Raw genomic sequence first — 22,833 nt, 5'->3', positions numbered from 1 at the left:
CTGGTGTTCCACCCGGAAGGCCGGTTCAGAACCGGAGGCCTCGGTGGGTGCCTGCGGCACGTGAACCCTTTCGTTCGATCTGTCGCGGCGGACGACCGGGCAATATGCAGCCGTCGACGCCTTACTCCGAGCCTCAATAGTATCGCGGTCACCATCCGGTCGGCAGCGGATGCCCCTCGGCGAAACCGGCGGCCGACTGAACGCCCAGCACCACTTTCTCGTGCAGTTCGGCGAGAGTGCCTGCGCCGACATAGGTGCAGGTGCTGCGCACCCCCGAGGTGATGTGGTCGAGCAGGTCCTCGACTCCGCCGCGCCCCGGGTCGAGGCTCATCCGCGAGGACGAGATGCCCTCCTCGAACAGGGCCTTGCGGGCGCGGTCGAACTGGCTGTCCCCGGCGGTACGGGCGGCCACCGCACGTTTGGAAGCCATGCCGTAACTCTCCTTGTACGGCCGTTCCTCCCGATCGTGCAGCAGGTCGCCCGGGGATTCATAGGTTCCGGCGAACCAGGAGCCGATCATCACGTTGGCGGCACCGGCGGCCAGCGCCAGCGCCACGTCGCGCGGGTGCCGGACCCCGCCGTCGGCCCACACGTGCGCACCGAGTTCCTTTGCCGCAGCTGCACATTCGACGACAGCTGAGAACTGCGGGCGTCCCACGCCGGTCATCATCCGGGTGGTGCACATGGCGCCGGGGCCCACCCCTACCTTGACGATCGAGGCGCCGGCCTCGATGAGGTCGCGGGTGCCGTCGGCGGAGACCACGTTGCCCGCCGCCAGCGGCAGGCCGAGGTTCAACGATGCCACCGACTTGATGGCGTCGAGCATCTTGAGTTGATGGCCGTGTGCCGTGTCGATGACCAGCAGGTCTACCCCGGCCTCGGCCAGGGCGCGGGCCTTGGCGCCGACATCGCCGTTGATCCCGACGGCTGCGGCGATGCGCAGTTTCCCGGCCGCGTCGACGGCGGGTGTGTAGATACCCGCCCGCACCGCCGCGGTGCGGGTCAGCACGCCGGCCAGGGAGCCGTCCGCCTCGGTGAGCACCGCGAGGTCGATGGGTGCGTGCTCGAGGAGGTCGAACACCTTTCGCGGATCGGTGCCCACCGGAGCGGTGACGAAGTCCGGCACCGCGACATCACGGATGCGGGCGAACCGGTCAACGCCGGCACAGCTGGCCTCGGTGACCAGCCCGATCGGACGCCCCTCGAACACCACCACCGCCGCCCCGTGGGCACGCTTGTGCAGCAGCGCCGCGGCGTCGGACACCGAGTCGTCGGGGCCCAGCGTCACGGGCGTGTCCACCACGAGATCGCGGCTCTTGACGAACTGCACGGTGTCGGCCACCACGGTGCTCGGCAGATCCTGTGGCAGCACCACGATGCCGCCGCGCCGCGCGATGGTCTCGGCCATGCGCCGACCCGCCACCGCCGTCATGTTCGCCACCACCACCGGGATGGTGGTGCCGGATCCGTCGTTGGTGGACAGGTCGACGTCGAACCGCGACGCCACATCCGACCGGCCGGGGATGACGAAGACGTCGTTGTAGGTCAGGTCGTACGGCGGGATGTGTCCGTTGAGAAACCTCACGCCCTTGAGTCTAGTGGCGCGGGCTTCCCCGTCAGGGCCGCTGAATCTAGGCCTGAACCTCGCTGCGGTCGCCGCTCCACAGCGTGTGGAACTTCTGACCGGGCTCGGCGTCGGTACGCCCGTAGGTATGCGCGCCGAAGAAATCGCGCAGGCCTTGAGTCAGTGCCGCGGGCAGCCGCTCGGTGCGCAACGCGTCGTAGTAGGACAGCGACGAGGCGAAGCCAGGGACGGGAATTCCCAACTCGGTGGCCTTGATCACGACCCGGCGCCAACTGTCGATACCCGCCTCGACTGCGTCACGGAAGTACGGCGCGGCGATCAGGGTGGCCAGGTCGGCATCGTCGTCGTATGCCTCCTTGATCCGGTTGAGGAACTTCGCCCGGATGATGCAGCCGCCGCGCCAGATGGTGGCCATATCGCCCAGGGTGATGCCCCACCCGTACTCGGCCGACCCGGCCTGGATCTGATTGAAGCCCTGGGCGTAGGCGATGATCTTCGAGGCGTACAGCGCCTTTCTGACATCGTCGATGAATTGCGCTGATTCAGAAGGCTTGTCGCCGAGCTCGCCGGAGGCCAGACCGGTGGTGGCCTTGCGCTGGGGCACCGAACCCGACAGCGCCCGGGCGAACACGGCCTCGGCGATGCCGGTGACGGGAACGCCGAGGTCGAGGGCGGACTTCACGGTCCAGCGCCCGGTGCCCTTCTGCTCGGCCTCGTCGACGATCACGTCCACCAGCGGCTTGCCCGTCTTGGCGTCCACCTGACGCAGCACCTCGGCGGTGATCTCCACCAGGTAGCTGTCAAGGTCGCCCTTGTTCCACTCGGTGAACACGTCGGCGATCTGTGCGGCCTCAAGGCCGAGCCCGTCGCGCAGCAGCTGGTAGGCCTCGCCGATCAGCTGCATGTCGGAGTACTCGATGCCGTTGTGCACCATCTTGACGAAGTGTCCGGCGCCGTCCGGGCCGATGTGGGTGCAGCACGGCACACCGTCGACGTGTGCGGAGATCTCTTCCAGCAGAGGGCCGAGCGACTTGTAGGACTCGGCGGGGCCGCCGGGCATGATCGACGGGCCGTTGAGCGCGCCTTCCTCACCGCCGGAGATACCTGCGCCGACGAAGTGCAGCCCGCGCTCGCGGATCGCCTTCTCCCGGCGGATGGTGTCGGTGTAGAGGGCGTTGCCGCCGTCGATGATGATGTCGCCGGGCTCCATGGCGTCGGCCAGCTCGTTGATCACCGCATCGGTCGGGTCGCCTGCCTTGACCATGATGATCACCCGGCGTGGCTTCTCCAGGGCGTCAAGGAATTCCGCGATCGTCTCGCTGCGCACGAACTTGCCCTCGGAGCCGTGCTCGGCCAGCAGCGCATCGGTTTTGGCGATCGACCGGTTGTGCAGCGCGACGGTATAGCCGTGGTGGGCGAAGTTGCGGGCGAGATTGGAGCCCATCACGGCCAGGCCGGTGACTCCGATCTGCGCGGTACCGGTGGTGCTGGACGGTGTGCTTGACGACGTCATGCCGCAGCCTTTCGTTGTTTTGTTGTGTCAGAACGCCTGTTGGACAGGGGTTTATCCCAGCCCGGCGAACAGGCGGTGAAGCTCGGTGAGCCAGGGAACGGCGACGGCGACGGTGGGGACCACCAGGACTGCGGCCGCGGCGAGATACGCGGTGACGGCCATGGCGACGCTGTTGGGCTTGCCGCCGAGGCGTCGCACGCGGATCACGGTGGTGGGCCCGCCGGCAGCCAGTGCGCCTGAGGGGGTGCGGCCGCTCGCGCAGGCGACCAGCGCCCGGGCCAGGGGAGTGGGGCCTGCCGTGCGGACCGCGGCATCGTCGGCCAGCAGCTCGATCAGCAACCGGACCGCGTCCAGCGCGTTGGCGCTGCGGACGAACCGCGGGAAGGCGGCGTGGACGGCGGTGAACATCTCCAGGACCAAATCATGCCGGGCGCGCAGGTGGGCCCGTTCATGGGTGAGGATCGCGGCAACCTCGTTGTCGGACAACGTGGTGAGCGTTCCCTCGCTCACCACGACGCGACTGCGGACGCCGGGTAGGCAGTAGGCGAGTGGCTGCGCGACATCGAGGATGCGCAGTCCGTCACCGGCGAACGGCCGGTGTGCCGTACAGAGATGGGCGGGCACCGCATCGCGGGACTTGCTGAGCAGGTCGACCATCATGCGGTGATGGGCGCGCCGGCGCCGGGTGGCCACCGCCACCTGGATCACGGCTACACAGAGCCGGCCGCCGATGAACAGCGTCAGCGTGAACACCACGACGTAGAGCAGCCATAACGGCCAACCGAGGGCCCTGATCTCACTGATGATGGTCGCGGTCGGCCGACCGTCCGGACCGGGAACGAACAGGCGGCTGGCGATCGCGATACCGGCCGAGAAAGCGGACAGCACTGCGGCCAGTGCGACCGACTGCCACAGCACGATTGCCGCACGCGGGGCGCGTAGTGGCCACGCCGCACGCGCCAGCACCGCCGGTACCGGCCCCACGAGGGCCAGCGCGACGAGAGTGAAGGCCAGCGCGGACACGCCGTAAGTCTCTCTCAGGCAGGGCCCGAATTGCCAGCCGGTGGGCGCAGCTGGTGCTTGCTCTCCAGTTCGGCCAATGCGCGACGCAAGGCCTGAGCCTCGTCGACGCCGACTCTTTCGACGAAATGGACCAGCGCGGCCTGCCGGCTACCCGAGTCTGCGGCCTGGTCGAGCGCGTCGACCATGAGGCCGGCGACCAGCTCGTCGCGCCCATTTGTGGGCGCATAGCGGTGCGCACGGTCATCGCGGTGCTGTACGACCAGGTTCTTCTTCGCAAGTCGTTGCAGCACGGTCATGATCGTGGTGTAGGCCAAGTCGCGGCGGGCGGCCAGCGCCTCATGGACTTGGCGCACGGTTTGGGGTTCGGGTGCAGACCACAAGTGGTCCATCACCTCGCGCTCAAGCTCCCCGAGACGCGTCATTTTGGCCATGTTCCGTTCACTCTCCTGAGCAGTAAAGCCAGCGTACTACGGGTTTACTACCGCGCGTCGTATGCATCTGAGGTCGCGCTCCGGACCGCCTTCTCCATCGGGTTAGGGCAAGGTCAGCGCCATATCTGGGGCCTGCTGTGAATCGAGTCACAGGGGGTAGCTCTCATCCTTCACGTGACTATAGTAAGGCTAACCTAACTCAAACAGGAGCCTTCGGAGGTGACATGACGGTCTTGATCGAAGATCCGCTGATCGCGGGTATGGCCATCGAGCGGACGCTGCCGCTGCACGAGTCGAGTCGGCGTTTACGTGAGCTGTATCCGGAGTGTCCGCGGGTCTACGGCGTGGCCGTGGTGGGTGACCTCTCACGTAGGCGGTGGTGGCCGTTGGCCGAGGCGCTGTCCGCCGACCGGTTGCAGGGGATGTTCGACGCCGCGATGGAGGAGACGGGCAATCGCGCCGCGGTCGCCCAGCAGCTGGCCGCCACGTTCATTCATGTCGTGATCGGCCGGGTCGTGCCGCTGCTGGTGTTGGAGGGCCGCGCCTGGGACACCGGCCTGGAGAACCTGTGGGTCCATGTCGACTCCGAGGGTGCGATCGACTGGGTCGGCGTGGTCGACCCGACCCTGCGCGGTCTGCCGGAGGATCCTCACTACTGCGGCCGGGTCGCGCGCTTCACCAGTGCCTGCCGTGACGGGATCGTCGCGTTGCCCAGTGAGGCGGCGCTGACCACCTGGGTGGCTCATCGCAGTCATCGCGCGCTCGAACCCTTGTTCAGCCGCCTGGTGGACATCAGTGACGGCGCGATGTCGATCGCAGCGATGTGGCACATGGTGGGCGCGGCGGTGGTCGGTGCCGCCACGCAGGTCCCACTGCTCGCCGGCTCGAGTGAGGTCGTGAGCATGCGGCGCGGTCAGGCGGTCCTCGATGCCCTGGTCGGCTTTGGTCTGCCGGTTCGTGGCAGTGGCCGGGCGGGGAAGGTCTTGCTTAATTAGGATAGCCTTGCCTAGTATGTAGATACGAGACTAACGGACCGCGCCGGAGTCCTGAGGGCTGCAGAGACCCCCGGTCCGCTCGAGGGTGGGTCCCGCGTTTGATACGCGGGACCCGCCCGCATCTTTATGGAGATACGGCGTGTAGACACGAGGGCTGTGACCACTGATACCCCTGAAGGTTTGGGCAAAGGTTTCGACACCGAACTGGGCCTGACCTATCTCGAGCTCACCCCCGACGGCGGCCGCGCACAGCTGGAGATCCACGACAAGCTGCTGCAGCCCTGGGGCATCGTCCACGGCGGCGTGTACTGCTCGATCGTCGAGAGCCTGGCCAGCGTGTCCGGCCACATCTGGCTGTCGGAGAACGGCGGCGGCACCGTTGTCGGGGTCAACAACAACACCGATTTCCTGCGCGCCATCGGATCGGGCACTGTCACAGCAGTTTCCACGCCAATCCACCGGGGTCGCCGGCAGCAGCTGTGGCTGATCACCATCACCGACGAGAACGACAAGCTCGTGGCGCGCGGCCAGGTACGACTGCAGAACATCGCCGAGTAGGTCTTCCGGCGCCCGTCGTGCGGGCCGAGCGAGCGCTGCCGAAACCCGCTCGCCATGGCAATATCGCGCACTATGCGTTTGACCCCGCATGAGCAGGACCGCCTGCTCATCTCGTATGCCGCAGACCTGGCTCGGCGCAGACAGGCTCGTGGCTTACTGCTCAACCATCCCGAGGCCGTCGCGGTGATCACCGATCACCTGCTGGAGGGCGCGCGTGACGGCCGCACGGTCGCCGAGTTGATGGTGAGCGGACGCGATGTGCTGACCCGCGGGGAGGTCATGGAGGGGGTGCCCGAGATGCTGCACGACGTCCAGGTCGAGGCCACTTTCCCCGACGGCACCAAGCTGGTCACCGTCCACCACCCGATCGCGTGATGATCCCCGGCGAGATCGTGTTCGGCGACGGCGACATCGCGCTCAATCCCGGTGCACCACGGCTGATCCTCGATGTGGTCAATACGGGTGACCGTCCGGTGCAGGTCGGTAGCCATGTACACCTGCCGCAGGCCAACGGCGCGTTGGACTTCGACCGGTCTGCCGCCCGCGGACACCGCCTCGACATCCCGGCCGGTACTGCCGTTCGTTTCGAACCCGGTGTGGCCCAGCGGATTTCATTGGTCCCGTTGGGCGGCGCCCGCGAGGTGCACGGCATCAGCTTCGACGCGCCCGGCCGATTGGACATCCCATGAGCGAACTGACCCGGGCGCGCTACGCCGCGCTGTTCGGCCCCACCGCGGGTGACCGGATCCGGCTGGCCGACACCGACCTGTTCGTCGAGATCACCGAGGACCGCAGCGGCGGGCCCGAGCGCGCCGGCGACGAGGCGGTGTTCGGCGGCGGCAAGGTGCTGCGCGAGTCGATGGGGCAGTCGAGGGCGACCCGCGCAGACGGCGCACCCGACACCGTCATCACCGGCGCGGTGATCATCGACCACTGGGGAATCATCAAGGCAGACATCGGGATCCGCGATGGGCGCATCGTGGGGATCGGCAAGGCCGGCAACCCCGACATCATGACGGGAGTGCATCCGGCCCTGGTTGTCGGCCCATCCACCGAGATCATCGCGGGCAACGGTCGCATCCTGACCGCCGGCGCGATCGACTGTCACGTTCATCTGATCTGTCCGCAGCTCATGGAGGAGGCCCTCGGCGGCGGCATCACCACCATCGTGGCCGGCGGCACCGGTCCGGCCGAGGGCAGTAAGGCCACCACGGTCACGCCGGGAGCGTGGCATCTGGCCCGGATGCTCGAAGCGCTGGATTCCTGGCCGCTCAACGTCGCCCTTCTCGGCAAGGGCAACACCGTCAGCTCCCAGGCGATGTGGGAGCAGTTGCGCGGTGGCGCAGCAGGTTTCAAGCTGCACGAGGACTGGGGGACCACCCCGGCGGCCATCGACGCCTGTCTCACCGTCGCCGAAGCCGCGGGGGTGCAGGTCAATGTCCACACGGACACCCTGAATGAGGCCGGCTTCGTCGAGGACACCCTGGCCGCCATCAAGGGCCGCAGCATCCACGCGTATCACACCGAAGGTGCCGGTGGCGGGCATGCGCCCGACATCATCACCGTCGCCGCCCACCCCAATGTGCTGCCCAGTTCGACGAATCCGACGCGGCCGCACACGGTCAACACCCTCGACGAGCACCTCGACATGTTGATGGTGTGCCACCACCTCAACCCGAGTGTGCCCGAGGATCTGGCGTTCGCCGAGAGCCGGATCCGGCCGTCGACGATCGCCGCCGAGGACCTGTTGCACGACATCGGGGCCATCTCGATGATCGGCAGCGACTCGCAGGCGATGGGCCGGATCGGCGAGGTGGTGTTGCGGACCTGGCAGACCGCACACGTGATGAAACGCAGGCGCGGCGCCCTGGCGGGAGACGGGCCGGCCGACAACAACCGCGCGCGCCGTTATGTCGCGAAATACACCATCTGCCCGGCCATCGCCCACGGTCTCGACGGGGAGATCGGATCGGTCGAGGTCGGCAAGCTGGCCGACCTGGTGCTGTGGGAACCCGCATTCTTCGGCGTGCGTCCGCACGCCGTGCTCAAGGGCGGCATGATCGCGTGGGCCGCGATGGGCGACGCCAATGCCTCGATCCCGACGCCGCAACCGGTACTGCCGCGGCCGATGTTCGGGGCGGCTCCCGCCGCGGCGGCCGCCACCTCGGTGCACTTCGTCGCACCGCAGGCGATCGAGGACGGTCTGGCGGACCGCCTCGACATTCGTCGAAAATTGGCCGCGGTCAAGAATGTTCGGCAAGTCGGTAAGGCCCAGATGCCGCACAACGATGCGATGCCCCGCATCGAGGTCGAGCCCGATACCTTCACCGTGCGGATCGACGGACAGGTGTGGCAGGAGCAGCCCGCGGTCGAACTGCCCATGGCTCAACGATATTTCCTGTTCTAGATGAGTGGCCGATAGATGAGCAGCCTGGCAACGCTTCTGACCCTGGCCGATTCACGGTTGCCGACCGGTGGGCACGTGCATTCCGGCGGCGTCGAGGAGGCGGTCACCAGTGGTCTGCTCACCGACGTCGCAACGTTGCGCGCCTACCTGATCCGGCGCATCCGCACCAACGGAGTGGTCGCTGCCTCGCTGGCGGTGGCGGTGCACACCGGTGCTCTGGACGCCGGGGCGGCCGACGCCGAAACCGACGCCCGTACCCCGGCTCCGGCGGCGCGGGAGGCCTCGCGCGCGCAGGGGCGCGGACTGGTCCGGCTGGCCCGGCGGGTCTGGCCGCAGCAGTCGTGGGACACGCTCGGAACCCGGCCACATCTGCCGGTGGCCGCCGGTGCGGTCGGCGCAGCCGCGGCGCTGGCGCCGGACCAGACCGCCCTGTCGGTGGTGTACACCACCATGACCGGTTCGGCGACGGCCGCGCAGCGGTTGCTCGCCTTGGATCCTGCCGATGTCGCGGCCCTGACCTTCGAGCTGTCCGGGTTGTGCGACGAGGTGGCGGCCGAGGCGGTCACCGGTTTGGCCGACCTCTCTGACCCGTTGCTCGACGTGCTGGCCCAACGCCACACCGAACGGGACCGACCGCTGTTCGTCTCGTAATTCTGCTCTGCAATCTCGAAAGGTCCACCATGCCACCGCATTTCCTCGACGGCGAACCCCACACGCACGTAGACCGGCCCAAGCGGGCCCGTCAGCCCGGTGAGCCGTTGCGCATCGGTGTCGGCGGTCCGGTGGGATCGGGAAAGACCGCTCTGGTGGCGGCGTTGTGCCGGCAGTTGCGCGATGAGTTGTCGCTCGCGGTGCTGACCAACGACATCTACACCACTGAAGACGCCGACTTCTTGCGCCGGCATGCGGTGCTGCCCGACGAGCGGATCGCCGCGGTGCAGACCGGGGGATGTCCGCACACCGCGATCCGCGATGACATCACCGCCAACCTGGATGCGATCGACGATCTGATCGACGCCAACTCCGCGCTGGATCTCATTCTCGTCGAATCCGGTGGCGACAACCTCACCGCGACGTTCTCGTCGGGTCTGGTCGACGTGCAGATCTTCGTGATCGACGTGGCCGGGGGAGACAAGGTGCCGCGGAAGGGCGGCCCGGGCGTGACGTTCTCAGACCTGTTGGTGGTCAACAAGACCGACCTGGCCCCGATGGTGGGTGCTGATCTGGACGTGATGCGCCGCGATGCGGCCAAGGTGCGAGCAGACCGCCCGACGGCGCTGATCTCACTGACCGAGGATCCGTCCGCGGGGCCGGTGCTGACCTGGGTGCGTGAACAGTTGAAGGCCGTGCAGGCACCGTCGTCGTGATGCACTCCGAAGTCGCCATCACGGCCTCGCCGGGTCGGCTGCCGCGGATCGAGGCCCGCGGCGGGCTGGCCGGACGGTGCACCGAAACGGGCACGGTGCACCTGGTCTCGACGGCCGCCACCCCACTCGGCGGCGACACCGTCACGGTGCGGGTGGTGGTGGAAGCCGGTGCCCGGCTGCGGATTCGCACCGCCGCGGCAACCATGGTGCTGCCCGGCGCCGCCACGTTGCGGTCGGCTGCGCACTGGGAGCTTGAGATCGCCGGGCAGTTGGACCTCGATCCGCAGCCGACCGTCGTTGCGGGAGGTTCGGCGCACCGCACCACCACGCGACTACGGCTGTCCCAGGCTGCGCAGGTGCGGATTCGCGAACGGGTTCAGATCGGCAGATCCGGTGAGCAGGAGGGTAACTGGTCGTCGGCGATGCATGCCGACGTCGGCTCGACGCCGTTGTTGCGGCATCGGATCGAACTGGGCCGCGGCGCGGTGGGTGACGACGTGTTGGCCGCCCCTCGGGCCTGCATCAGCGAATTGCGTTACCCGGAACCCGTGTTCGAGGCGCAAGGCACCTTGTTGGCGCTGGCCGCCGGAGGCAGCCTGGCCACCTGGCAAGGTGACCGGCTGCCCCCTGAGGTCCCAGGGCTCTAGGACGCGGCCCGCTCGGTCTCCTGGACCGAGGCAGCGATCTCTTCGAGTTCCTCGATCCTGGTGCGGGCGTAGGCCTGCTGTTCGGTGATGGTGAGCTGCCCCCGCTTGGTGCTCAGGAACGTCACGCCCCACGACAGCACAGTCACCAGACGGCTCTTGAATCCGACGATGTACACCAGGTGCAGCACCAGCCAGCACACCCAGGCGAAGAACCCGGAGAACTCGACCGGGCCGACCTTGGCCACTGCCGAGAACCGGGACACGGTCGCCATCGAGCCCTTGTCGAAGTACTCGAACGGGGCCCGGATCTTCGGGCTGGTGCCTGCGACCTCGCGCTTGATCAGCTTGGCGGCGTAGCGGCCGCCCTGGATCGCGCCCTGGGCGACGCCGGGCACACCCTCCATCGCGGCCATGTCGCCGACAACGAAGACATTGGAATGGCCCGGGAGTGTCAGGTCCGGCTCTACCTTGACCCGACCGGCCCGGTCCAGCTCGACTCCGGACTGTTCGGCCAGGTCCTTACCGAGCGGGCTGGCCGACACACCGGCCGACCACACCTTGCAGGCCGATTCGATACGCCGCAGCGTGCCGTCAGAGTCCTTGACTGTCAGGCCGTTGCGGTCGACGTCGGTCACCATGGCACCGAGCTGAACCTCGACGCCCATCTTCTCGAGCCGTTCCTGGGCCCGCTTGCCGAGCTTCGGTCCCATCGGCGGCAGCACCGCCGGTGCGGCGTCGAGCAGGATCACCCGGGCCTCGGTCGGATCGATGTGGCGGAAGCTGCCGCGCAGGGTCTGATCAGCCAATTCGGCGATCTGGCCGGCCATCTCCACGCCCGTCGGGCCCGCGCCCACCACCGTGAAGGTGAGTAGCTTGGCCCGGCGAACCGGGTCGCTGGAGCGCTCGGCCTGCTCGAACGCACCGAGAATGCGGCCGCGCAGCTCCAGCGCATCGTCGATGGACTTCATGCCGGGCGCGAACTCGGCGAAATGGTCGTTGCCGAAGTAGGACTGTCCGGCGCCTGCGGCGATGATGAGGCTGTCGTACGGGGTGGAGTACGTGTGCCCCAACAGCACTGAATCCACCGTCTGGTTCTCCAGATCGATGTGGGTCACGTCGCCCAACAGCACCTGGGCGTTCTTCTGCTTACGCAGGATCACGCGGGTGGCGGGGGCGATCTCGCCCTCGGAGATGATGCCGGTGGCCACCTGGTACAGCAGCGGCTGGAACAGGTGGTGCGTGGTGCGGGCGATCAGCTTGACGTCTACGTCGGCACGTTTGAGGGTCTTGGCGGCGGTCAGACCGCCGAAACCCGATCCGATGATGACTACCTTATGCCGATCCGATGCCGTAGCTCCGGGATGGCTCATTGCTGCTCCTCGCGAACGTGTTTGCCACTCGTAATAACCGTTAGGTTAGTCGGCGCCATTCCGACCTGTGCGGTGAGATGGGCAACCGAACCGAATGTTTACCCGGATATCAGGGGTTTCAATGCGTCGGCGACCTCGGTGATGCCGCCGGGCACGTAACCGCCCATGGTCACCGGACTGAGGATGACCCCGTCGACCCCGGTGTCGAAGAGCTTGGTCTTCAGCTGTTCGGCGATCTGCTCGGCGCTGCCGAACACGGCACGTTGCTGGAAGTCGGGTGGGATGGCATCGGCGGTGAAGTGCTCGCCGATCAACGCAATCACCAGCATGCTGGTCTCCAGCGTCGCCGGGTCCCGGTCGATCTGCTCGCACTGCTGCCGGATCACATCGAGCTTGCGGGGTAGCTCGTCGAAGTTCGCGATGATGTTGAGGTGGTCGAAGTGCCGGGCCGCCAACGGGATCGTCTTCTTCTCGCCGCTGCCGCCGATCATCAGCGGAATGTGGTCGCGGAAGCGAGGTTCGGCGAATGCCTCCTCGGTCCGGTAGTAGGTGCCGCTGAACGTCGCGCGCTTGCCCTCGAGCATCGGCACGATGATCTGCAGCGCCTCATCGAGCTTCTTGAACCGCTCGGTGAACGTGCCGAATTCGAAACCCAGGCTGTCGTGTTCGAGTTCGAACCAGCCGGTGCCGATGCCGAGGATTGCGCGGCCCTGGCTGATCACGTCGAGCGTGGTGATCGCCTTGGCCAGCAAGGTCGGGTTGCGGTACGTGTTGCCGGTGACCAGGGTGCCGAGCTGCACATTCTGCGTCGCGGTCGCCAGCGCACCGAGCGCGGTGTAGGCCTCCAGCATCGGCTGGTCCGGGGTGCCCAGACCGGGGAGCTGGTAGAAGTGATCCATCACGAAGACGGAGTCGAAGCCGGCGGCCTCGCCTTCCTGTGCCTGGGCGATGACGGTCGGGAAGAGTTCGGAAACGCCGGTGCCGTAGGAGAAGTTGGGGATCTGGAGTCCGAGTCGGATTGTCACTTCTCCGACCCTAGCGCGCTATCCCAGGGTTGCCATGGAACCCCGGCTGACGTGCATCGTCTGCCCGGTGATGTGGCGAGCTGCCGGCGTGCTCAAAAATACTGCGAGACGGGCGAACTCGTCGGCGACCGAAGGCGGCGTGGCGCCGAGGCCGTCGTAGCCGGGCTCGGCCGAGAGGCCGGGAGCGATGGCGTTGACGGTGATACCGCGGGTGCCGAAGTACGCGGCCTGACCGGCGGTCCAGTCGCCGAGGGCTGCCTTGACGGCGGCCTCGATGCTGCCTTCGCGCGGGCTGGCGGGCACGACGTTGACGATCGAACCGCCCGAGCGCAACTGGTCACCCACGATCTGCACGGTCAGCACGGCCGAGATCACGGTGGCATCCAGGGCGTGGCGCCAGGCGGTGGCCTGATCGGCCAGCGTGAAGGTGCGGGGGTCCTTGGCCTCGAACTGCGGGGCGGGGACGTTGACCAGGGTGTCGAGGTGGTGGGGGAACTGCGTGCGGACGGTCTCGACGCTGGCGGGATCGGTGTTGTCGAACACGATCGAGGCGATGTCGAGCTGCTTGGCCGTCAACTCGAGATCCTCGCGGCGGGCGCCGGCGATGATCACGTTGTGGCCGGCATCGAGGAAACCTGCCGCAATCGCGCGGCCGAGTTCGGTGTCGCCGCCGGTGACCAGCACCTCCGCCATGATGTACCTCCATGTACCTGGGGGTCACCGCACCGGACGGGGGCGACCATCGGCCAATGTTACTGGACAGTAGCTAGGTCAGGAAACTCGGCGCGCCCAGGGACGGCTCGCATAAGGTTGCCGAGATGATCCGACCCAGCGCTGCGACCTGCGTCGACGTGGTCGGTGGGGCCGCATCGTGACGAATTCGCCACGTCTTCCGCGCTGGATTTATGTCCCTGCCACGGTGGGCACGATCTTTGTCGTGCTGCCCCTGGTGGCGATGGTGGCAAAGGTGGACTGGCCGCAGTTCGGGTCGCTGATCTCCAGTCCGTCGTCCACGGCGGCGTTGACGCTCAGCCTGAAGACGTCGCTGGCCAGCACGGTGTTGTGCGTGCTGTTCGGGGTCCCGTTGGCCCTGGTGCTGGCCCGCAGCTCAGGTTCGGTCACCCGGATCGTGCGACCGTTGATCCTGTTGCCGCTGGTGCTGCCGCCGGTGGTCGGTGGCATCGCGCTGCTGTACGCATTCGGGCGGCTCGGGTTGGTGGGCCGCTACCTGGAGGCCGCCGGGGTGCACATCGCGTTCACGACGGTGGCGGTGGTGCTCGCGCAGACCTTCGTCTCGCTGCCGTTCCTGGTCATCTCGCTGGAGGGCGCTGCGCGCACCGCGGGCACCGATTTCGAGGTCGTGGCGGCGACGCTTGGCGCGTCGCCGGGGACCGTGTGGTGGCGGGTGACGCTGCCGCTGCTGGGGCCTGGCCTGGTCTCAGGGGCTGTCCTGGCCTTCGCGCGGTCCCTGGGCGAGTTCGGTGCCACGTTGACGTTCGCGGGGTCGCGCCAGGGGGTGACCCGCACCTTGCCGCTGGAGATCTATCTACAGCGCGAGAGCGACGCCGATGCCGCCGTGGCGTTGTCGGTGCTGTTGGTGGCGGTGGCGGCGGTGGTCGTCGTCGGGCTGGGCAGTCGCCGACTGCGGGCGGGCGGATGGACATGACGCTTCATGTGCGTGCTGTCGTCGAAAACCGTGGCCTGGAACTGGAATTCGATGTGGCGGCAGGTGAGGTGCTGGCGGTACTCGGCCCCAACGGCGCGGGAAAGTCGACGACATTGCACGCGATTGCCGGACTGGTCGGCCTCGACGCCGGGACTGTGCGGGTGGGGGACCGGGTGCTGACCGATACTGCGGCCGGCGTGCAGGTGCCGACGCACGACCGCCGGGTCGGCTTGCTGTTGCAGGACCCGCTGCTGTTTCCGCACCTGAGCGTGCTGGCCAACGTGGCATTCGGGGCCCGTAGTAGACGCCGGGTCGGCCGCCGGGCCGCCTCCGACAGCGCCCGCCGGTGGCTGGCCGAGGTCGACGCTGTCGATCTGGCCGACCGGCGACCTCGCAGGCTGTCGGGCGGCCAGGCGCAGCGGGTGGCACTGGCCCGGGCACTGGCCGCCGATCCCGAGGTCCTGCTGCTCGACGAACCGCTGACCGGATTGGACGTGGCGGTGGCAGCGTCGACGCGCAAGGTGCTGCGCCGGGTTCTGGCCGTTGGCGGCAGGTGCGCGGTGCTGATCACCCACGAGCTGCTCGATGTCCTGACGCTGGCTGACCGGGTGATCGTGGTGGAGGATGGGCGCATCGTTGAAAGTGGTTCTGTCGCAGAGGTATTGGCGGCACCAAAGAGTCATTTCGCGGCGAGGTTCGCCGGCGTCAACCTGATCGGGGGCACGGCAGGCGCCGATGGCGTGCTGACCACCGCATCGCAGGCGAACTGGTACGGCACGCCGGCAACCGATGTGCAGCGCGGCGAACCGGCCGTCGCCCTGTTCTCGCCGGCGTCGGTCTCGGTGTACCGCGACGAACCGCACGGAAGTCCGCGCAATACCGTGCCGGTGACGGTCGCCGAGCTCGACAGCCGGGGTCCAGGCATCCGGGTGCGGGCCGATGAGCAGCCTGACGGTGCGCCCGGCCTGGCGGCCGACATCACCGCGGAGTCGGCGGCCGAGCTGCGGCTGGTGCCGGGCGACACGGTGTATTTCTCCGTGAAGGCGCAGGAGGTTGCCGTCCACCCGGCGGGGCACCGGAAGTGACTCGCGGTTCGCGGCGTAACGCGGGCATACGCAGGTCCGAATCACCTGTTGAGGGTCCGGCGCGGGGAGTGTCCTGAGGCGGGTTGCCAGCTCCGGCGTGGCGCCCGGCACACCCGCGCGTCAGCAATCAATCGTTGGCTTGTTTACCTGGCTATTCGCTGTGCATAGCAATCTCGATTTTGAGCACTCTAAGAGCAACTCACACTTGCGTCACGGCCGTAACACGGTAGTTTCTTCCCCATGGACGAGTCGGATGCGATGTCACATCGGCGCAGAGGTCTGTCGAAGAAGCTGGCGCTGGTTGCGATGACCGGCGCGACCGCCGCGGCTGTTGCGCTGCCGGCGGTGGCATATGCGGATCCCGAGCCGGTGCCCCCGGCCCCGGCGCCCGCCCCGGCTGTGCCCGGGGCTCCCGCCCCGGCACCGGCTGCTCCTGCGCCCGCTCCGGCTCCCGGAGCCCCCATGCCTGCCCCCGCGCCTGCACCTGGCGCTCCTGCACCTGCACCTGCACCTGGCGCGCCGGCTCCGGCCCCGGCGCCCGCCCCCGGAGCTCCGGTTCCGGCTCCGCCTGTCGATCCCAACGCACCCGCGCCCGCGCCTGCGCCGGTCGACCCGAACGCTCCCGCCCCGGCCCCCGCGCCGGAACCCGGCCGTGTGGACAACGCCGCCGGCGGCTTCAGCTATGTCGTACCCGGCGGGTGGAAGGTGTCCGACGCGACCCAGTTGTCCTACGGGCAGGCGTTGTTGACCAAGCTTCCGCCCGAGGGCACACCCGAGCCGCCGAACGACACCAGCGTGCTACTGGGCCGCCTGGACCTGAAGCTGTTCGCGGGCGCCGAGGCCGACAATGCGAAGGCAGCTGTCCGGTTGGCCTCCGACATGGGTGAGTTCTTCATGCCGTTCCCCGGAACTCGGGTGAATCAGGAGACCGTGCCGCTCGACGCCAACGGGCTGTCCGGCGTCGCCTCGTACTACGAGGTGAAGTTCACCGACACCAACAAGCCCAACGGCCAGATCTGGGCCGGCGTGGTCGGTGCACCGCCGGCCCCGGGCACCCCGCGCGGACAGCGGGCTCCGGAACGCTGGTTTGTGGTCTGGCTGGGTTCGGCGAGCCATCCGGTGGACAAGGCGGCGGCCGCGACCCTGGCCAACTCGATCCGGCCGTGGACGCCGCCGGCGTCGGCCGCTCCCGACCCCAACGCGCCGCCACCGCCGGCCGACCCGGCGCACCCGGGTGTCGGCGTGCCGGTCCCGGTCACCAACGCTCCGCCGGAGATGCAGCCCCCGGCCTGACGCCGGGGTACGCGGAACGCCAGAATCTCGCAGGCGAGCGCTGATCGTTCCCATTTGGCCAACCGAATTGTTACGTTCGGGAGGTACATCTGGGGTGTGGCTCAGCGAGCCCGCTGGGCATAGCCAGTGACAGGTAGGAGACCTGTAATGGATGTAATGGCAGCAACCGAAATCCTGGCTCGTTCCTCCACGCTGACCAGCGTCGGCTGGATCGGCTACATCATCATCGGTGCGATCGCCGGCTGGATCGCCGGCAAGATCGTCAAGGGCGGTGGCTCCGGCATTCTGATGAACATCGTCATCGGCGTGATCGGTGCGCTCATCGGTGGATTCCTGCTCAGCTTCTTCCTCAACACAGGAGGCGGCGGCTGGTGGTTCACCCTCTTCACCGCCATCCTCGGGTCGGTGATCCTGCTCTGGCTCGTCGGACTGGTGCGCAGAGGCAACTGATCCGGCGTCGATGATGGACACGGGGACCATGACGGCCTGGCAGGTCGTGGTCCCCGGTCCGATGAGTTCCCATCCGCTGCAACGGGTTACCGTGTCCACCCCGCAGCCCGGGCCTGACGAACTGCTCGTCAAGGTCCTGGCCTGCGGGGTGTGTCGTACCGATCTGCATGTGGCCGAAGGGGATTTGGCCGTGCATCGGCCACGGGTGATCCCCGGGCATGAGGTCGTCGGAGAGGTCGTCGCGGTCGGTGCCGATGCGGGTGGCGGGTTCGCCGTCGGTGATCGGGTTGGTGTGGCGTGGCTGCGGCACACCTGCGGGCAGTGTGTCTACTGCCTGCGCGGACGGGAGAATCTCTGTCCGTCTTCGCTTTACACCGGCTGGGATGCCGACGGCGGTTACGCCGACTTCACCACCGTCCCGGCGGCATTCGCCTTGCGGTTACCGACCGGATACTCCGACGTCGAGCTGGCGCCGCTGCTGTGCGCCGGCATCATCGGCTATCGCGCCCTGCTGCGCACCGACCTACCGTCGGCTGGGCGGTTGGGGCTCTACGGTTTCGGCGGCAGCGCGCACCTGACGGCGCAGGTGGCGTTGGCGCAGGGTGCCCGCGTGCATGTGATGACCCGTGGCGAGCGGGCCCGCGAACTCGCCCTGGCGCTGGGCGCGTCGTCGGTGCAGGGCAGCGCCGACATGCCGCCAGAGCCGTTGGATGCCGCAATCCTCTTCGCCCCGGTCGGGGATCTGGTGTTGCCTGCGCTGGCGGCCCTGGATCGTGGCGGCGTCCTGGCGATCGCGGGCATCCACCTCACCGACATCCCGGCCTTGAACTATCAACGGCACCTGTTCCAGGAGCGGGAGATCCGCTCGGTGACCGCCAATACCCGCGCCGACGCCCGCGATTTCCTGGCGTTCGCCGGTGCGCACCGGATGGCGGTCAGTACACCCGAGTACGCCCTGGATCGCGCCGATGAGGCGCTGGCCGACCTGAGTGCCGGCCGCATCGCGGGCGCGGCGGTGCTCCGCGGGTAGCGGAGACCTTCAGAGCGCTGCGAGCGCGGCGCCCAGCCGACCGTCGAGATCGCCGTGGCCGTAGGCGTACAGAGGGCCGAGCCCGTCGTTGATCACCCTGTTGAGTCGGGCCATCCCGCGCGCATTGACCGGCAGTGGCGAATGCAGCCGAAGGGTGATGGCGTCGATCGTCGTCTCGGCTGCAGCAATGTTCTTTCGGTGCAACGGTATTCGTGACGACCAGACGATGGTGTCGTTGGCGCCTTCGTGTACACAGCGGCGTAACACCCGAGCGATGGCAACACGCTCGGTGATCGACGTGAGTCGTGCGGCGCGGGCCGCGATGGCGCTTCCCGGAGGTGTCGGGGTGCCCACGGCCAGCATGGCGTCGAGGCGGCCGGATCGGATCCGTGCGGTGAGGCGGGCCCGGATGGACGGGCGGCGGGGGACGGGTGCACGACGGGGTGTGAGCGCCGGTGTCGCAGAAATTCGGTTGTCGTTCATGGCGATACCTCGTAGTTTCCGTGGTGTCCGAGTCCGTTAATCATGACTATCTAAGACCGTACGCCGGTCACGAGTGACTAGTCAAACCAATTTAGCGGTCACGGCGGTACGCTGGTGTCATGACGACGAGGTGGACCGGCGACACCGAGACCAAACCCGCGCCCGGGCCGCTGGCCCGGATCCAGGCCTTGGTCAACACGATCGAACTGCCTGCCGGAACAGATCGCCTCGCCCATCCCGACGACGCAACACCGTGGCTGGTCGCCAACGGGTTGCTCGCTGCCGGTGCCAGCCCGACGGAAGCCGAACTCGACCTGGTGCGAAAGGTGCGCGAGGCGCTGCGTGCGCTGCTGATCCACCACAGCGGCGGCCCGGCACCGCAGGCCGATCACCTCGCGATACTGAAGGCACTCACCGATACCTCGACCGCAAAGGTCGAGCTGGCCCCCGACGGGCAAGTGGAGTTGTCAGCCGCAGGCGAGAATGTGGGTGAGCGCCTGCTCGAGCTGCTGCTGGTGATGCGCGACGCGCAGCGGGACGGTACCTGGGCCCGCCTGAAGGCATGTGCGAACGACGAATGCACGTGGGCGTTCTATGACCGGTCCCGCAACCACGGCGGTACCTGGTGCGACATGTCCAGCTGCGGGAACATGCTGAAGAACCGGGAGTTCAGAGCGCGCAGACGCGCAGGCAGTTAGGTCGACAGGTGCCACACGAGGGCGGCGGCCATTGCACCGACGCCGTTGAGCGACCAGTGCAGGGCGATCGGCGCGATCAGGCTGCCGCTGCGCCGGCGCAGCCAGGTGAACACGAAGCCGGCGACGCCGGTGGCGATCACGGCGAGTACGACACCGGCGATCATGCCGAACACGCCGCCGCCGAACAGTCGGGTGAAGCCGACGTTCTCGCTCGTCAGCCCGAGCGAACTGGCGATGTGCCACAGACCGAACAACAGCGAACCGCCCGCGGCCACGCCGCGAAAACCCCAGGCCCGGTTGAGGGCTCCGTGCAGGACACCGCGGAACGCCAGTTCCTCGGGGATCACGGTCTGCAGCGGGATGATCACCATCGACGCCAGAAGCGCGCCGGAGACGGTGGCGTAGTTGTCGTTCATGAACATCGGTCGGGTCCACGGCAGCGCCGCCCCGATTGCGATCACCGACACCACGAGTGCGACGGCGCCCAGCGCATAGCCCACACCCGCGCGCCAGTGCTCGCGGCCGAGCCCTAGTTCGGCCCAGCCCAGGCCTCGGGCGCGCACCAGGATCAACAGGCCGACCGCGGCGGCCGGAACCGTGGCGATGCTGGCCCACGGGGTGGTGAAGTGCGCGATCAGGTTGGTCACCGTGAGGATGACGACGACGATGCCGATGTCGGCATAGATGCGGAAGTGATGCAACGCAGAGAGCTGGGCCACCAGCGGATGTGGGTGCGCGGCCACGGCGCTCTGATCAGACATAACGTCGCAATCGTACCGGTGCGGCGCAATTACCCAGGTCACAACGGGTGATCACCCCGCAGTCCAGGTCCAGTCCGAGATCGCCGGATCGTCCTCGCCGTGCTCGCGCGTGTAGCTGCGGGCCGCCAGCCGGGCGTCGACCATCTCCTGGCGCAGGCCGGCGGCCCTGACCGCCAGCCCGTCGACCCGGTCGATCACATCCATGACCAGATGGAAGCGGTCGAGGTCGTTCAGCATCACCATGTCGAACGGTGTGGTCGTCGTGCCCCGCTCTTTGAACCCGCGCACGTGCAGCTGGTCGTGGTTGGTGTGGCGGTAGGCCAGCCGGTGGATCAGCCACGGGTAGCCGTGATAGGCGAAGATGACCGGTTTGTCCGTGGTGAAGATCGAATCGAATTCGCTTTCGGAAAGGCCGTGCGGGTGCTCGGACTCGGGTTGCAGGCGCATGATGTCGACGACGTTGACCACCCGGACTTTCACCTCGGGGAGCCGGCGACGCAGGATGTCGGCCGCCGCCAGCGTCTCCAGGGTCGGGATGTCACCGGCGCAGGCGAGCACGACGTCGGGTTCGCCGGTGGTGTTGCTGGCCCACTCCCAGATCCCCAACCCGCGGGTGCAGTGTGCGATGGCCTCGTCCATCGTCAGATACGTCAGGGCCGGTTGTTTGCCCGCCACGATCACGTTCACGTACTGGCGGCTGCGCAGGCAGTGGTCGGCCACCGACAGCAGCGTGTTGGCGTCCGGCGGCAGGTACACCCGCACCACCTCGGGGCGCTTGTTGGCGACGTGGTCGATGAAGCCAGGATCCTGATGCGACGCGCCGTTGTGGTCTTGACGCCAGACGTGCGAGGTCAGCAGGTAGTTGAGTGACGCGATCGGCCGGCGCCACGTCAGGTGCGAGCTGCTGAACAGCCATTTGGCGTGCTGGTTCATCATCGAGTCGACGATGTGGACGAAGGCCTCGTAGCAGTTGAACAGCCCGTGCCGTCCGGTGAGGAGGTAGCCCTCCAGCCAGCCCTGGCAGAGGTGTTCGGACAGCACCTCCATCACCCGGCCGTCGGGGGCCAGGTTCTCGTCGACGGGCAGTGTCTCGGCCTGCCATGTCTTGTCGGTCTTCTCGAACACGGCGGCCAGGCGGTTGGAGGCGGTCTCGTCGGGACCCATCAGCCGGAAGCGGTCCGGATTGTTCGCGATGACATCCCGCAGGAATGTGCCGAGCACGCGGGTGGCCTCCGCGGTGCCCGTGGCGGGGCTCTCCACGGTGACCGCGTAGTCGGCGAAGTCGGGCAGGTCGAGGTCACGCAGCAGCAGGCCGCCGTTGGCGTGCGGGTTGGCGCTCATCCGCCGGGTGCCCGACGGGGCGAGGGCCCGGAGATCGAGCCGCAGCGCGCCGTCGGCGTCGAACAGTTCGTCGGGTCGGTAGCTGCGCAGCCATGTCTCGAGCTGAGCCATGTGCGACGGGTTGGTCCGTGTTTCCGACAACGGCACCTGATGCGAGCGCCAGGTGCCCTCGACCAGTTTGCCGTCCACCTCATGCGGACCCGTCCAGCCTTTGGGGGTGCGCAGGATGATCATCGGCCACAGTGGACGGCCCGCCTCCCCGTCGAGACGGGCCGCACGTTGGATCGCGGCGATCTGATCGAACGCCTCGTCCATGGCCGCGGCCAGCTGCTGGTGCACGTTGGCCGGGTCGTCCCCGGCGACGGTGATGGGCCGGTAGCCGTAGCCGTACAACAGTGATTCGAGTTCCTCTTGCGGAATCCGGGACAGCACTGTGGGGTTGGCGATCTTGTAGCCGTTGAGATGCAGGATGGGCAACACCGCGCCGTCGACGACCGGGTTGAGGAACTTGTTCGAATGCCAGCTGGCAGCCAGCGGTCCGGTCTCGGCTTCGCCGTCGCCGATTACGCAGGCCACCACGAGGTCCGGATTGTCGAACGCGGCCCCATAGGCGTGCACCAGGGCGTATCCGAGTTCGCCACCCTCGTGGATGGAGCCGGGTGTCTCCGCGGCCACGTGACTCGGTATCCCACCGGGAAACGAGAACTGGCGGAACAGTTTCCGCAGTCCGTCGGTGTTCTGCCCGATGGCGGAGTAGAACTCGCTGTAGGTGCCTTCCAGGTAGGCGTTGGCCACCAGCCCCGGGCCACCGTGACCGGGTCCGGTGACGTAGATGATGTTCGCGTCGCGTTCCCGGATGATCCGATTGAGATGGGCGTACAGCAGGTTCAGCCCCGGGGTGGTGCCCCAGTGGCCCAGCAGTCGCGGCTTGACGTGTTCGGCGGCCAACGGTTCGTCGAGCAGCGGGTTGTCCAGGAGGTAGATCTGGCCGACGGACAGGTAGTTCGCCGCCCGCCAGTAAGCGTTGAGCTGCTCGAGTTCTGTGTCGGTGAGTGCCGGTGATCCAGTCGCGTCGCTCATGTCCCCATAGTGGCGGTTGTCGGTG

At 67.7% G+C, this 22,833-nt stretch carries 24 protein-coding genes; 14 read left to right on the top strand and 10 right to left on the bottom strand.

Annotation, left to right across the window (positions count from 1 at the left end; genetic code table 11):
• Window positions 1-148 precede the first annotated feature (148 nt).
• Genes AC4ELS_RS31000 through AC4ELS_RS30985 form a run of 4 tightly spaced genes read right to left on the bottom strand, consistent with a single transcriptional unit; the run spans window position 149 to window position 4,552 of the window.
• On the bottom strand, window positions 149-1,585 hold the full coding sequence (locus tag AC4ELS_RS31000; protein ID WP_064957229.1) for a GuaB1 family IMP dehydrogenase-related protein: 1,437 nt from the start codon (window positions 1,583-1,585) through the stop codon (window positions 149-151).
• Between the two features lie 46 nt (window positions 1,586-1,631).
• Window positions 1,632-3,098, bottom strand: coding sequence for an NADP-dependent phosphogluconate dehydrogenase (gene gnd / locus AC4ELS_RS30995; RefSeq protein WP_064957230.1), 1,467 nt, complete (start codon window positions 3,096-3,098; stop codon window positions 1,632-1,634).
• A gap of 51 nt (window positions 3,099-3,149) precedes the next feature.
• Window positions 3,150-4,121 (bottom strand): M56 family metallopeptidase, encoded by a 972-nt coding sequence (locus AC4ELS_RS30990; RefSeq protein ID WP_448447111.1) that lies wholly within the window; start codon window positions 4,119-4,121, stop codon window positions 3,150-3,152.
• A gap of 14 nt (window positions 4,122-4,135) precedes the next feature.
• The gene (locus AC4ELS_RS30985; protein WP_064885632.1) at window positions 4,136-4,552 is read right to left on the bottom strand and encodes a BlaI/MecI/CopY family transcriptional regulator; all 417 of its coding nucleotides are present in this window, start codon (window positions 4,550-4,552) and stop codon (window positions 4,136-4,138) included.
• A gap of 224 nt (window positions 4,553-4,776) precedes the next feature.
• On the opposite strand from AC4ELS_RS30985, the gene AC4ELS_RS30980 reads away from it, so the two are divergent.
• The 8 genes from AC4ELS_RS30980 to AC4ELS_RS30945 all read left to right on the top strand — a co-directional run bounded on the left by AC4ELS_RS30980 (window position 4,777) and on the right by AC4ELS_RS30945 (window position 10,526).
• On the top strand, window positions 4,777-5,547 hold the full coding sequence (locus tag AC4ELS_RS30980) for an iron reductase (protein ID WP_448447113.1): 771 nt from the start codon (window positions 4,777-4,779) through the stop codon (window positions 5,545-5,547).
• Window positions 5,548-5,703: 156 nt separating this feature from the next.
• On the top strand, window positions 5,704-6,105 hold the full coding sequence (locus AC4ELS_RS30975) for a PaaI family thioesterase (protein WP_082448985.1): 402 nt from the start codon (window positions 5,704-5,706) through the stop codon (window positions 6,103-6,105).
• 72 nt (window positions 6,106-6,177) lie between these two features.
• Window positions 6,178-6,480: an urease subunit gamma gene (locus tag AC4ELS_RS30970; protein WP_055114519.1), complete on the top strand. Its 303-nt coding sequence runs from the start codon at window positions 6,178-6,180 to the stop codon at window positions 6,478-6,480.
• Window positions 6,480-6,794: an urease subunit beta gene (locus AC4ELS_RS30965; RefSeq protein WP_448447255.1), complete on the top strand. Its 315-nt coding sequence runs from the start codon at window positions 6,480-6,482 to the stop codon at window positions 6,792-6,794. Before AC4ELS_RS30970 ends, AC4ELS_RS30965 begins: the two co-directional genes overlap by 1 nt.
• The gene (locus AC4ELS_RS30960; protein WP_448447116.1) at window positions 6,791-8,512 is read left to right on the top strand and encodes an urease subunit alpha; all 1,722 of its coding nucleotides are present in this window, start codon (window positions 6,791-6,793) and stop codon (window positions 8,510-8,512) included. The genes AC4ELS_RS30965 and AC4ELS_RS30960 overlap by 4 nt, the downstream gene beginning before the upstream one ends.
• A gap of 15 nt (window positions 8,513-8,527) precedes the next feature.
• Window positions 8,528-9,163, top strand: a complete 636-nt coding sequence (locus AC4ELS_RS30955) for an urease accessory protein UreF (protein WP_448447117.1) — start codon at window positions 8,528-8,530, stop codon at window positions 9,161-9,163.
• Between the two features lie 29 nt (window positions 9,164-9,192).
• Window positions 9,193-9,879, top strand: a complete 687-nt coding sequence (gene ureG / locus AC4ELS_RS30950) for an urease accessory protein UreG (RefSeq protein ID WP_448447119.1) — start codon at window positions 9,193-9,195, stop codon at window positions 9,877-9,879.
• Window positions 9,879-10,526: an urease accessory protein UreD gene (locus AC4ELS_RS30945; protein ID WP_448447121.1), complete on the top strand. Its 648-nt coding sequence runs from the start codon at window positions 9,879-9,881 to the stop codon at window positions 10,524-10,526. The genes ureG and AC4ELS_RS30945 overlap by 1 nt, the downstream gene beginning before the upstream one ends.
• Here the strand turns inward: AC4ELS_RS30945 and ndh are convergent.
• The 3 genes from ndh to AC4ELS_RS30930 all read right to left on the bottom strand — a co-directional run bounded on the left by ndh (window position 10,523) and on the right by AC4ELS_RS30930 (window position 13,614).
• Entirely contained in the window at window positions 10,523-11,896 is a 1,374-nt protein-coding gene (gene ndh, locus AC4ELS_RS30940; RefSeq protein WP_448447123.1) for a type II NADH:quinone oxidoreductase Ndh, read from the bottom strand. The genes AC4ELS_RS30945 and ndh overlap by 4 nt on opposite strands.
• A 98-nt stretch (window positions 11,897-11,994) precedes the next feature.
• Window positions 11,995-12,921 (bottom strand): LLM class F420-dependent oxidoreductase, encoded by a 927-nt coding sequence (locus AC4ELS_RS30935; protein ID WP_064959392.1) that lies wholly within the window; start codon window positions 12,919-12,921, stop codon window positions 11,995-11,997.
• A gap of 18 nt (window positions 12,922-12,939) precedes the next feature.
• Window positions 12,940-13,614, bottom strand: coding sequence for an SDR family oxidoreductase (locus AC4ELS_RS30930; protein ID WP_064885613.1), 675 nt, complete (start codon window positions 13,612-13,614; stop codon window positions 12,940-12,942).
• Window positions 13,615-13,792: 178 nt separating this feature from the next.
• On the opposite strand from AC4ELS_RS30930, the gene AC4ELS_RS30925 reads away from it, so the two are divergent.
• The 5 genes from AC4ELS_RS30925 (at window position 13,793) to AC4ELS_RS30905 (ending at window position 18,445) form a co-directional block, all read left to right on the top strand.
• Window positions 13,793-14,587, top strand: coding sequence for an ABC transporter permease (locus tag AC4ELS_RS30925; RefSeq protein WP_499050746.1), 795 nt, complete (start codon window positions 13,793-13,795; stop codon window positions 14,585-14,587).
• A complete protein-coding gene (locus AC4ELS_RS30920; protein ID WP_499050743.1) occupies window positions 14,578-15,672 on the top strand; it encodes a sulfate/molybdate ABC transporter ATP-binding protein in 1,095 nt (364 codons plus the stop codon). The genes AC4ELS_RS30925 and AC4ELS_RS30920 overlap by 10 nt, the downstream gene beginning before the upstream one ends.
• Before the next feature lie 240 nt (window positions 15,673-15,912).
• Window positions 15,913-16,965 carry an APA family fibronectin-binding glycoprotein gene (locus AC4ELS_RS30915; RefSeq protein ID WP_499050740.1) on the top strand — a complete coding sequence of 351 codons (1,053 nt, stop codon included), beginning with the start codon at window positions 15,913-15,915 and terminating at the stop codon, window positions 16,963-16,965.
• A 147-nt stretch (window positions 16,966-17,112) separates the two neighbouring features.
• Entirely contained in the window at window positions 17,113-17,415 is a 303-nt protein-coding gene (locus AC4ELS_RS30910) for a GlsB/YeaQ/YmgE family stress response membrane protein (protein ID WP_055114503.1), read from the top strand.
• 13 nt (window positions 17,416-17,428) lie between these two features.
• Window positions 17,429-18,445, top strand: coding sequence for a zinc-binding alcohol dehydrogenase family protein (locus AC4ELS_RS30905; RefSeq protein WP_110776926.1), 1,017 nt, complete (start codon window positions 17,429-17,431; stop codon window positions 18,443-18,445).
• A gap of 9 nt (window positions 18,446-18,454) precedes the next feature.
• Here AC4ELS_RS30905 and AC4ELS_RS30900 read toward each other — a convergent pair whose 3' ends face one another.
• Window positions 18,455-18,928 (bottom strand): hypothetical protein, encoded by a 474-nt coding sequence (locus tag AC4ELS_RS30900; protein WP_064879849.1) that lies wholly within the window; start codon window positions 18,926-18,928, stop codon window positions 18,455-18,457.
• Between the two features lie 119 nt (window positions 18,929-19,047).
• Here AC4ELS_RS30900 and AC4ELS_RS30895 point away from each other — a divergent pair, with 119 nt between their 5' ends.
• Window positions 19,048-19,626, top strand: coding sequence for a CGNR zinc finger domain-containing protein (locus AC4ELS_RS30895; RefSeq protein WP_499050737.1), 579 nt, complete (start codon window positions 19,048-19,050; stop codon window positions 19,624-19,626).
• Here the strand turns inward: AC4ELS_RS30895 and AC4ELS_RS30890 are convergent.
• The gene (locus AC4ELS_RS30890; protein WP_499050735.1) at window positions 19,623-20,387 is read right to left on the bottom strand and encodes a CPBP family intramembrane glutamic endopeptidase; all 765 of its coding nucleotides are present in this window, start codon (window positions 20,385-20,387) and stop codon (window positions 19,623-19,625) included. The genes AC4ELS_RS30895 and AC4ELS_RS30890 overlap by 4 nt on opposite strands.
• A gap of 51 nt (window positions 20,388-20,438) precedes the next feature.
• Window positions 20,439-22,808: a phosphoketolase family protein gene (locus AC4ELS_RS30885; RefSeq protein ID WP_499050732.1), complete on the bottom strand. Its 2,370-nt coding sequence runs from the start codon at window positions 22,806-22,808 to the stop codon at window positions 20,439-20,441.
• Window positions 22,809-22,833: the final 25 nt, after the last annotated feature.

The sequence above is a fragment of the Mycobacterium shunyiense genome (assembly GCF_058270035.1).
Note: the sequence above shows the minus strand (reverse complement) of the source record. Positions and strands in the feature narration are given on the sequence as shown.

Excerpts from the sequence above, each read along its gene's own strand:
- gnd (WP_064957230.1), bottom strand. The coding sequence starts at position 3,098 with ATGACGTCGTCAAGCACACCGTCCAGCACCACCGGTACCGCGCAGATC.
- AC4ELS_RS30985 (WP_064885632.1), bottom strand. The coding sequence starts at position 4,552 with ATGGCCAAAATGACGCGTCTCGGGGAGCTTGAGCGCGAGGTGATGGAC.
- AC4ELS_RS30980 (WP_448447113.1), top strand. The coding sequence starts at position 4,777 with ATGACGGTCTTGATCGAAGATCCGCTGATCGCGGGTATGGCCATCGAG.
- AC4ELS_RS30970 (WP_055114519.1), top strand. The coding sequence starts at position 6,178 with ATGCGTTTGACCCCGCATGAGCAGGACCGCCTGCTCATCTCGTATGCC.
- AC4ELS_RS30965 (WP_448447255.1), top strand. The coding sequence starts at position 6,480 with ATGATCCCCGGCGAGATCGTGTTCGGCGACGGCGACATCGCGCTCAAT.
- AC4ELS_RS30960 (WP_448447116.1), top strand. The coding sequence starts at position 6,791 with ATGAGCGAACTGACCCGGGCGCGCTACGCCGCGCTGTTCGGCCCCACC.
- AC4ELS_RS30955 (WP_448447117.1), top strand. The coding sequence starts at position 8,528 with ATGAGCAGCCTGGCAACGCTTCTGACCCTGGCCGATTCACGGTTGCCG.
- ureG (WP_448447119.1), top strand. The coding sequence starts at position 9,193 with ATGCCACCGCATTTCCTCGACGGCGAACCCCACACGCACGTAGACCGG.
- AC4ELS_RS30945 (WP_448447121.1), top strand. The coding sequence starts at position 9,879 with ATGCACTCCGAAGTCGCCATCACGGCCTCGCCGGGTCGGCTGCCGCGG.
- ndh (WP_448447123.1), bottom strand. The coding sequence starts at position 11,896 with ATGAGCCATCCCGGAGCTACGGCATCGGATCGGCATAAGGTAGTCATC.
- AC4ELS_RS30930 (WP_064885613.1), bottom strand. The coding sequence starts at position 13,614 with ATGGCGGAGGTGCTGGTCACCGGCGGCGACACCGAACTCGGCCGCGCG.
- AC4ELS_RS30920 (WP_499050743.1), top strand. The coding sequence starts at position 14,578 with ATGGACATGACGCTTCATGTGCGTGCTGTCGTCGAAAACCGTGGCCTG.
- AC4ELS_RS30915 (WP_499050740.1), top strand. The coding sequence starts at position 15,913 with ATGGACGAGTCGGATGCGATGTCACATCGGCGCAGAGGTCTGTCGAAG.
- AC4ELS_RS30910 (WP_055114503.1), top strand. The coding sequence starts at position 17,113 with ATGGATGTAATGGCAGCAACCGAAATCCTGGCTCGTTCCTCCACGCTG.
- AC4ELS_RS30905 (WP_110776926.1), top strand. The coding sequence starts at position 17,429 with ATGGACACGGGGACCATGACGGCCTGGCAGGTCGTGGTCCCCGGTCCG.
- AC4ELS_RS30900 (WP_064879849.1), bottom strand. The coding sequence starts at position 18,928 with ATGAACGACAACCGAATTTCTGCGACACCGGCGCTCACACCCCGTCGT.
- AC4ELS_RS30895 (WP_499050737.1), top strand. The coding sequence starts at position 19,048 with ATGACGACGAGGTGGACCGGCGACACCGAGACCAAACCCGCGCCCGGG.
- AC4ELS_RS30890 (WP_499050735.1), bottom strand. The coding sequence starts at position 20,387 with ATGTCTGATCAGAGCGCCGTGGCCGCGCACCCACATCCGCTGGTGGCC.
- AC4ELS_RS30885 (WP_499050732.1), bottom strand. The coding sequence starts at position 22,808 with ATGAGCGACGCGACTGGATCACCGGCACTCACCGACACAGAACTCGAG.